Origin of the sequence: Sphaerisporangium viridialbum (assembly GCF_049674955.1) — a bacterium.
GTDB lineage: Bacteria > Actinomycetota > Actinomycetes > Streptosporangiales > Streptosporangiaceae > Sphaerisporangium > Sphaerisporangium viridialbum.
This window is the reverse complement of record NZ_CP187232.1, coordinates 5,982,326-5,997,703: the sequence shown is the minus strand read 5'-3', so window position 1 is coordinate 5,997,703 and position 15,378 is coordinate 5,982,326. Positions and strand designations below refer to the sequence as shown.

The 15,378-nt window shown below is 71.9% G+C and carries 12 protein-coding genes; 9 read left to right on the top strand and 3 right to left on the bottom strand.

What is annotated here, in order from left to right; translation table 11 throughout:
* Position 1: 1 nt before the first annotated feature.
* The gene (arfB, locus tag ACOZ38_RS26885; RefSeq protein WP_405150939.1) at positions 2 to 427 is read right to left on the bottom strand and encodes an alternative ribosome rescue aminoacyl-tRNA hydrolase ArfB; all 426 of its coding nucleotides are present in this window, start codon (positions 425 to 427) and stop codon (positions 2 to 4) included.
* A gap of 226 nt (positions 428 to 653) precedes the next feature.
* On the opposite strand from arfB, the gene ACOZ38_RS26880 reads away from it, so the two are divergent.
* From ACOZ38_RS26880 to ACOZ38_RS26865, 4 genes are all read left to right on the top strand, one after another.
* Complete coding sequence (locus ACOZ38_RS26880; protein WP_424533935.1) at positions 654 to 1,505, top strand: hypothetical protein; 852 nt, start codon at positions 654 to 656, stop codon at positions 1,503 to 1,505.
* Positions 1,506 to 1,525: 20 nt separating this feature from the next.
* A complete protein-coding gene (locus ACOZ38_RS26875) occupies positions 1,526 to 2,122 on the top strand; it encodes an HAD family hydrolase (RefSeq protein WP_424533934.1) in 597 nt (198 codons plus the stop codon).
* A 127-nt stretch (positions 2,123 to 2,249) separates the two neighbouring features.
* Positions 2,250 to 2,522: a GlsB/YeaQ/YmgE family stress response membrane protein gene (locus tag ACOZ38_RS26870; protein WP_405150934.1), complete on the top strand. Its 273-nt coding sequence runs from the start codon at positions 2,250 to 2,252 to the stop codon at positions 2,520 to 2,522.
* A gap of 175 nt (positions 2,523 to 2,697) precedes the next feature.
* Complete coding sequence (locus ACOZ38_RS26865) at positions 2,698 to 4,269, top strand: alkaline phosphatase D family protein (protein ID WP_405150932.1); 1,572 nt, start codon at positions 2,698 to 2,700, stop codon at positions 4,267 to 4,269.
* Positions 4,270 to 4,445: 176 nt separating this feature from the next.
* Here the strand turns inward: ACOZ38_RS26865 and ACOZ38_RS26860 are convergent, their stop codons facing one another.
* On the bottom strand, positions 4,446 to 5,888 hold the full coding sequence (locus ACOZ38_RS26860; protein ID WP_424533933.1) for an FG-GAP repeat protein: 1,443 nt from the start codon (positions 5,886 to 5,888) through the stop codon (positions 4,446 to 4,448).
* Positions 5,889 to 6,125: 237 nt separating this feature from the next.
* Here ACOZ38_RS26860 and ACOZ38_RS26855 point away from each other — a divergent pair, with 237 nt between their 5' ends.
* Complete coding sequence (locus ACOZ38_RS26855; protein WP_424533932.1) at positions 6,126 to 9,527, top strand: phosphodiester glycosidase family protein; 3,402 nt, start codon at positions 6,126 to 6,128, stop codon at positions 9,525 to 9,527.
* Between the two features lie 3 nt (positions 9,528 to 9,530).
* Here ACOZ38_RS26855 and ACOZ38_RS26850 read toward each other — a convergent pair whose 3' ends face one another.
* Complete coding sequence (locus ACOZ38_RS26850) at positions 9,531 to 10,082, bottom strand: hypothetical protein (protein WP_424533931.1); 552 nt, start codon at positions 10,080 to 10,082, stop codon at positions 9,531 to 9,533.
* Positions 10,083 to 10,338: 256 nt separating this feature from the next.
* On the opposite strand from ACOZ38_RS26850, the gene ACOZ38_RS26845 reads away from it, so the two are divergent.
* The 4 genes from ACOZ38_RS26845 to ACOZ38_RS26830 all read left to right on the top strand — a co-directional run bounded on the left by ACOZ38_RS26845 (position 10,339) and on the right by ACOZ38_RS26830 (position 15,126).
* On the top strand, positions 10,339 to 11,703 hold the full coding sequence (locus ACOZ38_RS26845) for a helix-turn-helix domain-containing protein (protein WP_424533930.1): 1,365 nt from the start codon (positions 10,339 to 10,341) through the stop codon (positions 11,701 to 11,703).
* Entirely contained in the window at positions 11,700 to 12,611 is a 912-nt protein-coding gene (locus ACOZ38_RS26840) for a phosphotransferase enzyme family protein (protein ID WP_424533929.1), read from the top strand. The genes ACOZ38_RS26845 and ACOZ38_RS26840 overlap by 4 nt, the downstream gene beginning before the upstream one ends.
* 56 nt (positions 12,612 to 12,667) lie before the next feature.
* Complete coding sequence (locus tag ACOZ38_RS26835; protein WP_424533928.1) at positions 12,668 to 13,915, top strand: cytochrome P450; 1,248 nt, start codon at positions 12,668 to 12,670, stop codon at positions 13,913 to 13,915.
* 74 nt (positions 13,916 to 13,989) lie between these two features.
* A complete protein-coding gene (locus ACOZ38_RS26830) occupies positions 13,990 to 15,126 on the top strand; it encodes an aminotransferase class V-fold PLP-dependent enzyme (RefSeq protein ID WP_424533927.1) in 1,137 nt (378 codons plus the stop codon).
* The last annotated feature ends 252 nt before the right edge of the window (positions 15,127 to 15,378 follow it).

Genomic DNA, 15,378 nt, shown 5'->3' with positions numbered 1-15,378 from the left:
CTCAGCTCTCGTCGCCTCGGCGCAGGCGCTTGACGTCGGAGCGGTGCTTCTTGGCCGTGAGGCGTCTCTCGACCGCCCGGCGGGAGGGCTTGGTGGCCCGGCGCTTCTTCGGCGGGGGAGCGATCGCCTGGTCGATCAGGTGCGTCAGCCGGGCTTTGGCGGCCTCGCGGTTGCGGAGCTGGGAGCGGTACTCCGAGGCGGTGATGGTGATCACCCCGTCGACGAGCCGGGAGCCCAGCCGCTCCAGCGCGCGGTCCTTCAGCGGCTGCGGCAGAGCGGTGGTGGCGAGCAGGTCGAAGCTCAGCTCGACGCGGCTGTCGGTGGTGTTCACGCCCTGGCCGCCCGGCCCGGAGGAACGCGAGAAACGCCAGCTGAGCTCGGCCTCCGGAATGGCGACCGAGCCGCGGACGTGAAGCGGACCAGGCATTCCCCCAGGGTATCCGCAAGGTCCCGCCACCGATCAACCTATTTGTTCGGGTCAGGTGGTCTCGCGGGCTTGTGGACGGGTTCCTTGCTGACAGGCGACTGTCTTGTGCCCTGCTCGTGCGCGTCCTTGTGGTGATCGTCGGGCTCGGGCAAAGTGTCCATGTCCTCGAGTGCTCAACCGCTCTCGACCGTTCTGGCGTTCGTCAGCAATCCTGGGAGGCCGTGCGGTGGCGAGGATCGTGGGGGTTCACGGCATCGGCAAGTACCGCTACTTCCAGGCCGCGGGCTCGGCCGAGGGGGCGGCGGACGCCATGCGGGCCAAGTGGGACCGCTACCTGCACGCCGGGCTGACCGGCGGCGCGCCCTACACCGGCCAGTCCTACGTCAGCGAGGTGGCGTACTACGCCCACCTGCTCCGCAAGGAGACGCCCCCGGCGACCAGGCGCGACCTGCGGAAGATGGACTCCGCCTCGCAGCTCGTCCTGGCCGACTGGATGAAGCAGATGGGCGGCGCGGGGAACTTCGCGGGCGAGACACTGACGGGCCTGATCCACCGCCTCGCCGAATGGCTGCTGCTGAGGCTCGGGCCGCACGCCAAGAGCTTCGCCGAGGACTTCTGCCCTGAGGTGGCGGCCTACTTCGCCAGTGCCGACGCCGCGGCGAGGGTGCGGTCGCGGGACGCGGTCGCCGACGCCATCCGCCGCAACCGCCCCAAGGTGGTCATCGCCCACTCGCTGGGCAGCGTGGTGGCGTACGAGGCACTGTGGGCGCATCCCGACCTGTCGGTCGAGCTGTTCATCACGCTCGGCAGCCCGCTGGCGATGGGCGGGGTCGTCTTCGAGCGGCTGCAGCCACTGCCGCGGTCGGGGCGCGGCAGGTGCCCCCACGGGGTGAGCCGCTGGGTGAACATCGCCGACAAGGACGACATCGCCGCCATCCCCGGGGCGCTGAAGAGCCGCTTCGACGGGGTGACCCTGGACGAGAAGGTCAACATCGACTGGGCCGACTTCCACACGGTGCGCAACTACCTGGGCTGCGGGGCCGTGAACGAGCACGTCGAGCCGTTTCTCAAGGCATGACGTCGGGTAATATCGCGATCATGAAATGGGTGCTGTTCGACTACGGGGAAGTGCTCTCCCACGCCCAGCCGGAGGCCGACCGCGTCCGCCTGGTGGAGGCCGCCGGCATCGACTCCGGCGGCTTCTGGCAGGGCTACTGGCAGCACCGGCTCGATTTCGACCGCGGCACGCTGACGCCCGGGGCGTACTGGTCGGAGGTGCTCGGCAGGCGGGCGAGCGGGGCCGAGGTCGAGCGCCTGGTCACCCTCGACGTCGAGAGCTGGACCCACGCCAACGAGGGCACCGTCGCGATCCTCTCGGAGCTCAGAGCCTCCGGCTGCCCGGTGGCGCTGCTGTCGAACGCCCCGGTCTGCGTGGCCGACGGCATCGAGCGGCTGCCCTGGATCCAGACCATGAACGCCCGTTTCTACAGCGGCCACCTGGGCCTGGTGAAGCCGGACGCGGAGATCTACCTGAGGGTCGCCGCGGGGCTCGGCGCCCGGCCGGGGGACTTCGTGTTCGTCGACGACCGCCTGGTGAACGTCAACGGCGCCGAGTCGGCCGGAATGTCCGCCGTTCACTTCCGCGACGCGGAGACGCTGCGCGCCGACCTGAAGACGGCACTGGCCGGGTCCTGACGAACCGGCACATCAAGGGCACTAGCGAAAGCCTCATATACGAAATTTCATGCGTCTGACCTGCGCCGACGTATCGATCGCCTCTCTCGTGGGAATACGGATGACAACCGAATAACGGAGGGTGAAGATGCAAGTCACCGGCATTATCAGCGCGATCATCGTCGGTCTGGTGATCGGCGTGCTCGCGCGCCTCCTCATCCCCGGGCGGCAGAACATCCCGATCTGGCTGACCATCGTGATCGGTATCATCGCCGCCCTCATCGGCACGGCGATCGCCGGCGGTCTCGGGGTCGCCAACACCAGGGGCATCGACTGGATCGAGCTCATCATCCAGATCGTCCTCGCCATCATCGGCGTCCTGCTCGCCTCCTCGCTGTACGGCAAGCGAAGAGTGGGCTGAACCGCCGGAGACATCCCCCCGCCCGCGAACTTCGCCTGGCATGCCGCAAGAGGTCGCCTCGGCGTCGGCGGGCGTTCAACCACGGTGGGTAGTCCGCCTGCCTGTCCCGCAGCTGTTCACACGGGCGACATCACGCCCTCGCCCGCAGGTCAGGCAGGTCGCCTGCACTTGAACCGTGGAGCAGAACCCCTCACGCAGAGTGTTCATGATCGCCGCCGCCGCGGGAGCCGGGAGCCTGATCCTGCCCGCTTCCGCCGGGGCGTCCACCCCTGCCCCGTGGACCACCTCCGCGCGCGCGGGCCGCGCCGCGCCCGATCCGTTCACGCTGGGAATCGCCTCCGGCGACCCGGCGGCGGACGGGTTCGTGCTGTGGACCCGCCTCGCGCCCGACCCCCTCGCCGAGGACGGCCACGGCGGCGTGCCCGCCCGGGACGTCGAGGTGGGCTGGCAGATCGCGGCCGACGAGCGGTTCCGCCAGGTGGTGCGCACGGGCACGGCGACCGCCCGCCCCGGGTCCGCGCACTCGGTACACGTGGAGGTCGAAGGGCTCCAGCCGGGGCGGGAGTACTTCTACCGCTTCCGGGCCAACGGCCACCTCTCCGAGGTGGGACGCACCCTCACCGCCCCCACCACGGCGAGCTCCCTCAGCTTCGCGGCCGTGTCGTGCGCCCAGTACGAGCACGGCTACTACACGGCCTACCGCCGGATGGCGGAGCAGCACCCCGACCTGGTCGTCCACCTGGGCGACTACATCTACGAGTACTCCGGCGGCGTCTACACGGCGGCGGACGGCAACGTGCGGCGCCACGCGGGCGGCAAGCTCCAGACGCTGGCGGACTACCGGGTGCGGCACGCGCAGTACAAGACCGACCCCGACCTGCGGTTCGCCCACAGGCAGAGCCCGTGGGTGGTCATCTTCGACGACCACGAGGTCGAGAACAACTGGGCCGGGGACAACCCCGGCACGCTCGTCCCGGACTTCGCGGTCCGCAAGGCGGCCGGGTTCCAGGCGTACTACGAGAACATGCCGCTGCGCAGGTCCGCCGTCGCGCGAGGCCTGCACATCAAGATCAACCGTAGGATCGAGTGGGGGTCGCTGGCGACCTTCCACATGCTCGACACCCGGCAGTTCCGCGACGACCAGCCCTGTGACGACGGGATGCGGTCGGGCTGCGACGAGCGTCTCGGCCAGGAGCGGGTCATGCTCGGGGATGACCAGCTCAAGTGGCTGGCCGGGGGGCTGCGCTCCTCGTCCGGCACCTGGGACCTCATCGCCCAGCAGATCATCGTGGGCCAGCGCGACTACCACCTCGGCCCCGGCAGGGAGCTGAACGTCGACGCCTGGGACGGGTACCCGGCCGAGCGCGACCGGCTGCTCGCCGCGCTCTCCTCCTCGGGCGCGGGCAACCCGGTCGTGCTGACGGGCGACGCCCACGTGGCCTCCGCCGCCGACCTCGTGACCGACTTCGACGATCCCGACGCCGAACGGGTCGGGGTCGAACTGGTGAGCACGTCCATCTCCAGCGACGGAGACGGCTACCACGACCCGGCCAGGGACGCGGCGCTGCTCGCCGAGAACCCGCAGCTGAGGTTCGTCAACGAGCGCCGGGGCTACATCATGTGCACCGCCACCCCGCAGGAGCTGAAGGCGGACTTCAGGACGCTGGACTACATCAGCCGCAGGGGCGCCCCGGCGAAGACCGCCGCCACCTTCACCGTCCCCGCGGGCGAGCGCGTCCTGACCTGACCGGTCACGCCCGCGACGCCTCAGTGCCGGGCGGCGGAACCGCACGCGGCGCGACACGGGTCGTGACCACAGGAGGACCAGCCTGCCCGGCGGAGGGAGTCCACGCGGGCTTCCGCACGAAGCTCACGAAGACGCGCGAAGCTCACGAAGACCACGGCGAAGCCAGAGCGCGAAGCTCAGGAAGACACGGCGAAGCCGAAGAGGCCGCCGGGCTCTCCCGTCAGCAGGCGGGCGTTCCCCGGGCGCAGTCCGGTGTAGGACCCCTTCCGCACACCGGAGGGGATCAGCGTGACGCGCCCCGCGCCGGGGGCCCCGACGACGAGCCCGGAGCCGGTGATCGCGACCGACGAGCCGTACAGGTCGCCGGGGTGGCCCTTCCTCCCCTTGTGGATCACGTGGTGCCGCGCCGTCAGCCCGCCCGTGCGGGTGCCGGCCAGCACGAGCACCATGCCCGCGCCGGGGACGCCGATGGCCAGCTCCGCGTCGCCGTCCCCGTTGAGGTCCCCGGCGGCGAGCGCCGAGCCGAGCCGGTCGGTGCTGAGGCTCCTGCCCCCGATGCCCTTGGTCCTGAGCGACCAGAACTCGCTGCCGATGGCGGTGAGCCCGCGGCCCGTCCCGTACATGACGTGCACGCCGCCGTTGCCGTACATCGGCCCGTCCTGGAAGGCGTCCAGGCCCTCCCCGGGGACGCCGATGGCCAGGTCGTCGCGGCCGTCGTGGTTGAAGTCCCCGGCCGCGAGCGTCGACCCGAAGGCGTCGTACTTCTCGGCCTCGCCCGCCACGCCGGGGCTGTTCTGCGTGTAGACGCCCGCCTGCCGGGCCTGGAGGTCGACGATCGTCACCGAGCCGCCGCCCGCGGTGGTGCCGACGGTGTCGCCGGGCGCTCCCACCGCCAGCTCGGCCTTCCCGTCGCCGTCGAAGTCGCCGACCGCGACGGCGGCCCCGAACTGGTCGGTCTCGGCGTGGTCCTGCGCCACCCATGACGTCGCCTGCGTTATGAGCGTCCCCTTGCCGTACGGCTTGCGGCCATTCAGGCCGAAGATCCCGGCTCCGCCGCCTTCGGCCATGCCGGGGATGCCCACCACCAGTTCGTCGTCCCCGTCGCCGTCGAGGTCCCCGGCGGCCAGCGCCGCGCCGAACCGGTCGGTGTCCCTGTCCCTGCCGAGCCGGGTCACGTCGAGCGTCCCCGCGGACTCCAGCCCGTGGGCGGTGCCGTACAGCAGGTGGACGATGCCGTTGCCGTCGGCGCCGTCCGGCACCGGCGTTCCCGCGAACTCCTCGGACGCCCCGATCGCGAGGTCGGCGCAGCCGTCCCCGTTGAAGTCGCCCCAGACCACCGCGGACCCGAACGAGTCGCCGCGCTCGGGCGTGTCCGCGACGCCCGCGGTGCCCTGGGAGAGCACGGTCTTCTTCGACGTCCCCTGGAACAGGGTGACCGTCCCCGCGCGCGTCTGGCCGTCCACGGTGTCGTACGGCGCGGCGACCGCCAGGCCGGGCGTGCCGCACGCGAGGGCGCGGGCCGGCGGGGTGGCGGCGGCGTGGGCGGGCGAGGCGTGGACGGCGGAGACGATCACCAGGGTCGCGGTGGCGAGCAGGCTGGACGCGCGCGAGGCACTCATACTCCGGATCGTCCCTCTCGATCCGGACATCCGGCCCACAGCAGCGTGAAGTTCCCGCGTCGGCGACCTGAACGGACCTCGCGGGTGACGTCCCAGGTCGCGAGGGCGTTCACCGGCGTTGTCAGGACGGAGCAAACCGTCGAGAATGATCATCGCGATGTTCCCCGCGATGTCATCGGCACGTCATGGCGGGGCGCCAAGATCGGGTCGTTCGGACGGTTCGTCGTTGGAGGTGCGATGCGCAGGTTCGCGCGCGCGTTGGCCGTGGCGCTCGTCGTCGCCGCCCCAGGGGTCGCCCAGGGGACGGCACGGGCGGAGCACGCGCCAGGCCCGGAGGGTTCCGCGCATGCCACCGGGTGGCCCGGCTACCAGACGGCGGTTCCCGGCCTTTCGGTCGAGGCCGACCGCGCCGACCGGACGATCGCCCCGGGCGTCGTGCTGACGAGCTTCGACACCTTCGGGCGTGAGGGGTGGACCCGGGCCCACGTGCTCAACGCCGACCTGTCGAACTCCGCGGTGGACGTCGGCCTGGTGGGCGGCAAGCTGACGGAGACCCGGCCGCTCTCGCGGTCGGCGGACGCGCGGGCCGCCGTGGCGGCCGTCAACGGCGACTACTACGACATCAACGACACCAACGCCGTCGTCGGGCCCGAGGTCAGGGACGGCGAGCTGCGCAAGGCGACCACCGGCCCGCGCACGGTCGCCGCCGTCGGCGAGGACAAGGTCGCGCGGCTCGCGAGCGCCCTGCTGGAGGGCACGGTCACGGTCGCCGGCACCGCCCACCCGGTGGCGGCGCTGAACTCCGCGTCCCTTCCCGCGAACGCGATCGCCGTCTTCACCGACCAGTGGGGCCCCGGCTCGCGTGTCCTGATCCCGCACTCAGGGCCTCTCACCGAGCTGGTGGTGACGGGAGGCACGGTCAGCGCCGTGAACGGCACGGTCACGACGGCCCCGGTGCCCGACGGCGGCCTGGTGGTGGTGGCCCAGGGGAGCGCCGCCTCCGTCCTGGCCGCCGCCAGGCCCGGCGACCGGGTCACGCTGGACGTCGGCCTGCGCACGGACTCACCGGCGAAGCTGCGGACGGCGCTCGGCAGCGGCGAGGTGCTCGTCCGCGACGGCGAGCCCGTCGACTTCCCTCCGTCGACCGGTAACGACGCGCTGAAGCCCCGCACCGCGATCGGCTGGGGCGAGGGGGGCAGGCGGCTCCTGCTCGTCACGGTCGACGGGTCGGCGAACTTCTCGGCCGGGCTCAGCTTCGACGAGACGGCCAGGCTGCTCGCGCGGCTCGGCGCGCGCGAGGCGTTCATGCTGGACGGCGGCGGCTCGTCCGACCTGGTGGCCCGCCTCCCCGGCGACGGCCGGGTCAGCGTGGTCAACACCCCATCCGACGGCGGCGAGCGGCCGATCCCGAGCGGCGTCGGCCTGTTCGCGGCCAAGGGGTCCGGCACGCTGAAGGGCATCGCGGTGCGCACGGGGGCGGACCGGGTGTTCCCCGGCCTCACCCTGGGCGTCTCCGCCGCCGGGTACGACGAGACGTACGCGCCGGTGGACCTCGGCGGGAGCCGGGTGCGGTGGGACGCGGGCCGGCTCGGCGAGGTGCGCGACGGCGTCCTGCGCGCCTCGCGCTCCGGGAAGGGCGAGCTGACCGCCCGGGCGGGACGGGCAAGCGGCGCCGCGGGCCTGCGCGTGCTGGGCGCGCTCGCCACCGCGCGGTTCGGCGCGGCGAGCCTGACCCTGGAGGCCGGCGACTCCGCCGTGGTCCGCGTCACCGGGTACGACGCCGACGGGTTCGGCGCGCCGGTCGCCGCGCGCGACGTCCGCCTGTCGTACGACCCCGCCGTGGTGAAGGTCGAGGAGCGGCCCGACGGGGCGCTCACGGTCACCGGGCTGGAGTCGGCGAGCGGAGCCGGCACCGTGGTCACCGCGACGGTCCAGGGCAAGGTCGCGCGCCTGCCCGTCGCCGTCGGGCTGGCGCGCCGGTCGCTCGCGGAGTTCGAGGCGTCCGAGAGCTGGGGCGTGTCCACCGCCAAGGCCACCGCGTCGGTCGCGTCCGTGAGCGGGGCCGACCGGCCCGGCGCCCCGGCGGGCAACCAGGCGCTCGCGCTCACCTACGACTTCGGCGGCACCTCGGGCACCTCCGCCGCGTACGCCGTGGCGAAGCCCGCGCCGCTCGTCCTGCCGCACGGCACCAGGCGGCTCGGCGCATGGGTGCACGGAGACGGCCGTAAGCACTGGCTGCGGGCCACCCTGCGCTCGCAGGGGACGACGAACGTGCCGTTCACCTTCGCCGACGTCGTCGACTGGACGGGGTGGAAGTGGGTCGAGGGCACGCTGCCCGCCGGGTTCTCCGAGCCGATCACGCTGACCAACCTCTACGTCGTCGAGACCTCCAACCTCGCCAAGGACGCGGGCGAGCTGAGGTTCGACGCGCTGACCGCGCTGGTCGGACAGGAGGTGCCGGTCGAGACGGAGGTCGCCCCCGACCCGTTCGTCCTCGCCCAGGAGAGCCTCGCGCCGGGTCGCTGGCGCTTCGCGGTCATGTCCGACCTGCACGTGAGCGGGGCCGCGGGGCCGTCCTCGTTCGCGGCGCTGCAGGCGGCGTCCGCGCTGAGGCAGGCGGTCGCCGCCAAGCCCGACTTCATCGTGATAAATGGCGATTTTGTGGATAACTCGGCGCCGGCCGACTTCGCGCTGGCCGAGCAGATCCTGAAGGAGAACGTTCCCCCGGGCATCCCCGTCCACTGGACGCCGGGCAACCACGAGTCCGGGGCCACCGCGACCGGGACCCTGGACGCCTTCCTCGCCACCGGGCGGCCGGCCCACCAGGTCTTCGACCACAGGGGCACGCGGTTCATCCTGATGAACACCACTCTGGGCGGCCTGCGGGCCTCCGACTGGTCGCAGGTCCCCGAGCTCCAGAGGGAGCTGGCCAAGGCGGCCGGCGACCGTTCGGTGAGGTCGGTGGTGGTGGCCTTCCACCACCCGCTGCGCGACCCGTCGGGCGCGGGCAGCTCGCAGTTCGCCGACCAGCTCGAAGCCGGCCTGGTCGAGAAGTGGCTGTCCGGCTTCCGCGAGAGCGCGGGCAAGCCGGTCGCGCTGTTCACCGGCCACGCCCACACCGCGTACGCGGGCAGGGCGGACGGCGTCCTTGAGGTCACCACTCCGGCGGTGGGCAAGACCCCCTACAGCTCGCCGGACAAGGGCGGGTTCTTCGGATGGATGCTCGTCGGCGTGGACCCGGCTCCCGGCAGGGTGGAGGCGGGCGTGCCGAGCCCGGGCACCCGCGACTGGCTGACCGCGCGCGTGAACCCGCTGTTCGACAAGCTCTCGCTGTCGGCGCCCGGGACGCTCGCCGTGGGAGGGGCCGAGGCGGTCTCCGCCACGGAAACCACGACGGCGTTCGGGCTGACGTTCCCCCTGCGGTATCCCGCGAGCGTCACCTTTCGCGGTGACCGGGCACTCGCCGTCGCCGCGACGGCGGGGGAGGCGAAGGCGGCGTCGCGGCGGCACGGCGTGGTCGCGGTGCTCGACCTCGCCGCCGGCACGCTGACGGGTGTGCGCCCTGGGCAGGCGACGCTCACCGTCTCCTCGGGTGACCGGTCGGCCTCGGCGACCGTCACCGTGACCGCCTCGGGGTGAGCCTCACTTCCCCCCGCACGAAGCAGTCGGCAGGGCGAAGGCGACGGCCTTGCCCGCCGTGCCGCCCTCCGACATCGTGGTCGGGTACGCGTAGCAGTGGCCCCCGGACAGCGCGTGGGCCAGGAACAGCCCGCGCCCGCTCTCGGCGAACGGGCCGAGGTCGACCTCCTCGGCCGTGTGCAGGTAGGCGAGCATGGCGGGGATCTCGCCCAGATCCTGCTCGCCGTCCACCATCTCGCACCACATCGGGATGCCGCTGAGGCAGTGGATGCGCAGCTCGTACGGCCCGCACGCGTGCTTCTCGGCGTTGGCGGCCAGCTCCGCCACGATGATCTCGGCGTCGCCGATCCCGGCCGCGGCGACCCCCGCCCTCGCCAGCGCTCCGCGTACGGCCGCGCGGGCGCCGCGCGAGGCGGACCCCGCGCGCAGCCTCGTGACGAGCACGCGGAAGGTGTCCTGGCAGGGGATCCGCGGCCGGCCGGCCGGTGGACGGTCTTCTGCGAGGACCCCGGTGTGGTGGAGAGCCTCCTTTGGGACGGGTTGCTCGGCGCGCATGAGCTGATCACTCCTTGTGCTTCTCGACCGACGAACAATCGGAGGAAGCGCGCGGTGATCCCCCCGGGATGTGGATTCCAGGGTGAGGGAACTTTGCGCCGGGTGGTAAGACGTGCCACCGATACCCATCCCCGGTCTACCGGCGATCTGCCAAACCGATCTGCCCGGGTGATAGGTGCGACCGTTATCCCCTCGGGGACCCTCTGGGACCTGGGTTAATTGAGAGGTCAGCGGACTTGACGGTCGGAAGGTCAGCATGAACGTCACGCATGTGAGCGAGCAGGCGATCAGCTTCGCCATCTGGGAGCGACCCCAGATGCGCCAGGCTCTCGCCGTGCGCGACATCGCCACGGTCTACATGCTCCTCCAGCGCGTCGGGGTGTCCCAGCGAAGGATCGCGGCGCTCACCGGGCAGTCACAGTCCGAGATCTCCGAGATCCTCAACGGGCGCCAGGTCATGGCGTACGACGTGCTCGTGCGCATCGCCGACGGCCTCGGCGTCCCGCGCGGGTACATGGGGCTCGCCTACGACGACGTGTCGCAGGGCCTCGGGGGCCCGGCCGCCGGCTACCAGGACGACGCCGACGAGGACGAGCAGGTACGCCGGCTGCTGGCCCACGCGGCGCAGGTCACCATCGGCGCCGCGGTGGCGACGGTCGACGAGTGGCGCCAGCCGCTCGCGCGCGTCGACACGCCCGTTCCCGCCAACATCGGCGACGCGGAGGTCGAGCAGGTCGAGACCGTCACCCAGTCGCTCCGAGCGCTCGACTACCGCTACGGCGGCGGCGTCTGCCGGGACGCGGTGGTGGCCCAGCTCGCCTGGTCCCAGCACCTCCTGCGGGCGACGTGCACCGAGCAGGTCGGGCTTCGCCTCCACCGCGCGCTCGCCGACCAGCACAACCTGGCGGGGTGGACGTCCTTCGACGTCGGCCTCTACGGCGCGGCGCGCAGGCATCTCGCCCGCGCGCTGGAACAGGCGAAACACGCCAAGGACCCGTCGCTGGCGGCCAACATCCTCTACCGGATGGGGCGTGTGCACCTGCACCTGAACCGGGTGGAGGACGCGTTGCGGTTCTTCCAGCTCGGCCAGATCTGCGCGCAGGACGCGAGCTGCGAGCTCACCGTCGCCATGCTGTGCGCGAACGAGGCCTGGGCGTACGCCCTGCTGGGAGACGAGCGGCTCGCCCTGAAGTCCATCAGCCGGGCTCGCGACGAGTACGCCCGGGCCGACCGCGACGCGGCACCGGCCTGGGTGCGGTTCTTCGGGGACGCCGACATAGAGGCCGCGCGCGGCATGACGCACGCGAGCCTCGCCAGAACACATCCGGGCCACCTCTCGAAGGCGGCCGAACTTCTTTCCAACAGCGTACGGAACCGAGATCAGAACATGGCACGAAGCAAGGTGTTCGAGTTGATAGGACTGGCGACCGTGCAGCTCCGGCTGGGCGAGGTCGAGGAGGGACTGGAGAACGGGCACGAGGCAGTGAGGCTGGTGGCCCAGATCAGGTCGGTGAGGACGATCGACCGTCTGGACCCGCTGATGGACGCGGCGGCCGAGCGGCCGCACGACTCGGGCGCGCGGGAGCTATGCCGGCGGATCAAGGACTTGCAGATCGTATGAGCATCGCGACCGTAGACACCTCGGGCGGGCTCACCCGCGAGAACCTCCGCTCACTTCTCGCCGCGGTGTGCGCCGAGACAGGCCTGGATCCCACCCGGGCCGAGCTGATCAAATTCACCAACAACGCCGTGTTCCGGCTGCGCGCCGCTCCGGTGGTCGTGCGCATCGCCGGATCCACCGCCGCCCGCGAGCGGGCGGAGACCGTGGTGCGGGTCGCCCGGTGGCTGGCGGACCACGGCTTCCCGGCGGTGCGGCTCCTGCCGGGCGTGGAGCAGCCCATCCGGCTGCACGGGCAGGTGATCACCCTGTGGGAGCACATCCCCGAGACGGGCCTCCGGCCGGATGGCGCCGACCTGGCCATCCTGCTCAAGCGCCTGCACAGGCTCCCCGGCCCGCCCGCCGACCTGCCGAGCTGGCATCCGATGGACGAGGTCCGACAGCGCCTGGCAGAGCCAGAGGACCTCGACGCCGGCGACCACGCGTTCCTGCTGGGGGAGTGCGACGAGGTCGAGGAGCAGCTCGCGGGGCTCCGCTTCGTACTTCCGCAGGGGGTGATCCACGGGGACGCGTTCATCGGCAACCTCATCGCGGGGCCTCGCGGCCCGGTGCTGTGCGACTTCGACGGCACGACCATCGGGCCGCGCGAGTGGGACCTCGCCCCCGTCGCGGTCGGGCGGCTCCGGCTCGACTACGCGACCGATGACCACGCGATGCTGACCAAGCATTACGGCGTGGACGTCACCGAGTGGGACGGGTTCCCGGTGCTGCGCCGCCTGCGGGAGCTGAAGCTGGTCACCAGCGTGCTGCCCATCCTGCGCAGCAACCCCGGCATCCGCCCGCAGTGGGAGCACCGCATGCGAACCTTCAGAGCCCGCGACCTCAGCACCCGGTGGCAACCGTACCGCTGAGACGGGCTCGGCCAAGGCCCGGGCGGGGGCGGTGAGGGCCGTGCCAGGATGAGACCGTGACGACGGCCATCGAGACGGGCATCGACCTGGCGGATCTGGCGTTCTGGCGCAGGCCGCCCCACGAGCGCGACCACGACTTCGCGCGGCTCAGGAAGCTGGACCACCCGGTGTTCTTCGCGGAGCGCCGGGTGCCCCTGCTCCGCTCGGGCAAGGGGTTCCACGCCCTGGTGCGGCACGCCGACGTGGTGGAGGCCAGCCGCAACGCCAAGGTCTTCTCCAGCGAGCCCGCCGTGACCAACCCCGAGCCGCCCGGCTGGGTGAAGCACGTGTTCGGCGACTCGATGGTCAACCTCGACGACCCGCGCCACGCCCGCCTCCGCCGCATCGTGTCCCGCGCGTTCTCGCCGAAAATGCTCGGCAAGCTCGACGACGACATCGTGCGGGCCGCCGGGCGCATCGTCGACGACGTGGTCAAGGAGGGGCCGCGTGACTTCGTCGCGCAGGTCGCCGCCCGGCTGCCCATCCACGTCATCTGCGACATGGTGGGCGTTCCCGACGACATCCGGGCAAAGGTGCACCAGCATGTCGACGTCTCCACCGCGTACACCGGGGTGCGCATGAGTCTCCCGCGCACGGTGGCGATGGCGGGCCGCAACATGGCGGCGCTGCTCGCCCTGCAACGCCTGGTCATCAAGCTGGGCCGCGAGCGCGAGAAGAACCCCTCGGACGACCTGGTCTCCGCACTGGTCAACGCCAACGTCGACGGCGAGCGGCTGACCCCGAGGGAGCTCGGCTCGTTCTTCACCCTGCTGCTGGTCGCGGGCAACGAGACCGCCCGCAACACGATGGCCCACGGGCTCAAGCTGCTCACCGACAACCCCGGCCAGCGCGAGCGGCTGGCCGGCGACTTCGAGGGCCACATCGGCGGCGCGATCGAGGAGACCGTCCGCTTCGTCTCGCCGATCATGCAGTTCCGGCGCACCGTCACCGAGGAGTACGAGATGCGCGGGGTGCGGCTCGCGCCGGGCGACAAGGTGGTGCTGTTCTACGGCTCGGCCAACCGCGACGAGGACGTCTTCGACGACCCCGACCGCTACGACATCACCCGCAGACCGAATCCCCATGTCGGCTTCGGCGGCCCCGGGCCGCACTTCTGCCTGGGCGCCAACCTCGCCCGCCAGGAGATCAAGATCATGTACCGCGAGCTGTTCACCCGCCTCCCCGGCATCCACACTGTCGGCGAGCCCGAGCTGCTGCTCTCCAACTTCGACAACAGCGTCCGCACCCAGGCCTTCACCTTCTAGAAGCGCTCCCCTGGGGAACCCGAACCGGCGGGCGGGAGGCCTGCGGCGGAGGCTGACCGGTTAATGTCCGGGTTGTGGATATTGACGACTTCAGCCTGGACCCGTCGATCACGCACCTGAACCACGGGTCCTTCGGGGCGGTGCCGCATCAGGTGAGAGAACGGCAGGACGAGCTCCGCCGGGAGGTGGAGCTCAACCCCGACGTCTTCTTCGCCACGGTCCTGGACCGCATCGCCAAGGCCAGGAACGAGGTGGCGGCGTTCCTCGGGTGCGAGCCCGACGGCATGGCGTTCGTCTCGAACGTGACCGAGGGCGTCGCGGTCGCGCTGAACAGCGTGCCGCTCGCACCCGGTGACGAGGTACTGATCGGCGACCACGTCTACGGCGCCGTCGAGATCGCCGTGCGGCGCGGCGCGGAGCGTGCCGGGGCACAGGTGGTCAAGCTGGCCCTGCCCGGGCGGGAGGACGGGGAGTGGTCGGGCGAGCAGGCCGCTGAGGCCTTCCTCGGCGCGGTCACGCCGCGCACGAAGGTGGCCGTCTTCGACCATGTCACCTCGGCCACCGCGCGCCTGCTGCCGGTGGCCCGCCTGGTGGAGGGGTTCCGCGCGCTCGGCGTGGTCACGATCGTGGACGGGGCGCACGCGCCGGGCATGCTGGAGGTCGACCTGGGCGAGCTGGGCGCCGACTTCTGGACCGGGAACCTGCACAAGTGGGCGTTCGCGCCGAGGCCGTCCGGCGTGCTGGCCGTGGCCCCGGCGTGGCGCGAGCGGGTCGAGCCGCTGATCGCCTCGTTCTACCAGGGGGACGGCTTCCCGAGGAGCGTCGAGTTCCAGGGCACCCGTGACTACACCGCCTGGCTCGCCGCGCCGTACGGGCCGCGCCTGCTCGGCGACCTCGGCGCGCACGCCGTACGGGCTCGCAACGCCGCGCTCGTCGCGCGCGGGCAGGAGATCGTGGCGGAGGTGACGGGGCTGGCGCCCTGGCGGGCCGATCCCGAGCTGTCGATGCGCATCCTGCGGCTGCCCGGCGGCATGGGGGAGACCCACGCGCGGGCCGAGGCGCTGTCCGCCGAGATCTTCCGCAGGACGGGCTGCCGGGCGGCCGTGCGGGCGTGGCCGGGCACCGGCCTCCTGCGCCTCTCGGCCCAGGTCTACAACCGCGAGGAAGACTACGAACGCCTCGCGACCGGCCTTCGCGCCATGTTCGCCTGACGCCGCCGCCCGCCCGTACGGGGCCCGCCGGATGAAACCGCGCGAGGGATCGCCCTCTGGAAGGGGTCGGCTCCGACATGTGCCGGGAGGGATTACCCTCCCGGAAGGGACCGGCTCCGACATATTCCGGGAGGGATTACCCTCTCGGAGGGGGCGGCTCCGACATATTCCGTAAACATGGTTTATGCGCGGCGTAAACGCGACCGATGTCTGCCGTACATATCCCGATCGCCTTCCCCTTCGCCGCCGTGT

Coding starts and splice junctions, on each gene's coding strand:
- ACOZ38_RS26840 (WP_424533929.1), top strand. CDS start 11,700: ATGAGCATCGCGACCGTAGACACCTCGGGCGGGCTCACCCGCGAGAAC.
- ACOZ38_RS26860 (WP_424533933.1), bottom strand. CDS start 5,888: ATGAGTGCCTCGCGCGCGTCCAGCCTGCTCGCCACCGCGACCCTGGTG.
- ACOZ38_RS26845 (WP_424533930.1), top strand. CDS start 10,339: ATGAACGTCACGCATGTGAGCGAGCAGGCGATCAGCTTCGCCATCTGG.
- arfB (WP_405150939.1), bottom strand. CDS start 427: ATGCCTGGTCCGCTTCACGTCCGCGGCTCGGTCGCCATTCCGGAGGCC.
- ACOZ38_RS26870 (WP_405150934.1), top strand. CDS start 2,250: ATGCAAGTCACCGGCATTATCAGCGCGATCATCGTCGGTCTGGTGATC.
- ACOZ38_RS26875 (WP_424533934.1), top strand. CDS start 1,526: ATGAAATGGGTGCTGTTCGACTACGGGGAAGTGCTCTCCCACGCCCAG.
- ACOZ38_RS26855 (WP_424533932.1), top strand. CDS start 6,126: ATGCGCAGGTTCGCGCGCGCGTTGGCCGTGGCGCTCGTCGTCGCCGCC.
- ACOZ38_RS26850 (WP_424533931.1), bottom strand. CDS start 10,082: ATGCGCGCCGAGCAACCCGTCCCAAAGGAGGCTCTCCACCACACCGGG.